Source organism: Streptomyces sp. NPDC002130 (assembly GCF_040296465.1).
In the GTDB taxonomy this organism is placed as follows: domain Bacteria; phylum Actinomycetota; class Actinomycetes; order Streptomycetales; family Streptomycetaceae; genus Streptomyces.
Genome location: NZ_JBEOXI010001219.1, coordinates 1 through 1,064, shown reverse-complemented (window position 1 = coordinate 1,064; position 1,064 = coordinate 1). Strand labels below are relative to the sequence as shown.

Sequence of the window (1,064 nt, the reverse complement as noted above, 5' to 3'; positions counted from 1 at the left end):
GGCCGTCTCGACGCCGACACCGAAGGCTTGCTTCTCTTCACCAACAACGGTGACTTGGCTCACCGCCTGATGCACCCGTCGTTCGAGGTTCCGAAGACGTACCTCGCCACGGTTCACGGCGTTGTCGAGCGCAGCACCGGCAAGCAGTTGCGTGACGGTGTCACCCTCGACGACGGTCCGGCCAAGGTGGACGCGTTCACCGTGCTCGAGATCAACGAGGGCAAGACGCTCGTCAAGCTCGTACTGCACGAGGGCCGTAAGCACATCGTGCGTCGCCTCCTCGATGCCGTCGGTCACCCCGTTGTCCGTCTGGTTCGCACCAACGTCGGAGTTGTCGCTCTCGGCGATCAGCGTCCGGGAACGCAGCGCGTCCTCGGACGTAGCGAGGTCGGTGGACTGTACGAGGCGGTCGGCCTGTGACCGATTCGTCCATGCCGCTGGTAGTCGCGATGGACGGACCGTCCGGAACCGGCAAGTCCAGCGTCTCTCGCGCGTTGGCGCAGCGTTTGGGCGCTCGCTACCTCGACACCGGAGCCATCTACCGGATCGCGACCCTGCACGTGCTGCGTCAGGGAATCGATCTGGCTGATTCCGCCGCGATCACGGCCGCCGTTGCAGCGTTGCCGTGGTCCATCGGTACCGATCCGAGCAGCGAGCAGGTGCATCTCGACGGCGCGGACGTCAGTGAGGAGATCCGCGGCGACGCGGTCACCAAGGCTGTCTCCGCGGTCTCGGCCGTACCCGAGGTTCGCGACCTGCTGGTCGCCACTCAGCGTGAGTTGGCGGCGGGCGCAGAGCGGATCGTCGTGGAAGGTCGCGACATCGGAACCGTTGTGCTTCCCGATGCCGACGTCAAGATTTTCTTGACCGCATCCGCGGAAACTCGTGCGGCACGGCGCAATACGCAGAACATCGGCCAAGGCCGCGAAGACAATTACGAAGCGGTGCTGGCTGATGTGCAGCGCCGTGACCATCTCGATTCGACTCGGGCAGTGTCGCCGTTGCGCCCTGCCGAGGATTCCATTCTGGTGGATACGAGCGAATTGGGAATTGAAGATGTGATC

The 1,064-nt window shown here is 64.2% G+C and carries 2 protein-coding genes; both read left to right on the top strand.

The genetic code is table 11. The features are described from left to right. Nucleotides 1–420, top strand: a 420-nt coding sequence (locus ABT116_RS49760; protein WP_351648356.1) for a pseudouridine synthase, incomplete at its 5' end; no start/stop codon positions are given. A gap of 11 nt (nt 421–431) precedes the next feature. Further along, on the top strand, nt 432–1,064 hold a 633-nt coding region (gene cmk / locus ABT116_RS49755), incomplete at its 3' end, for a (d)CMP kinase (protein ID WP_351648358.1).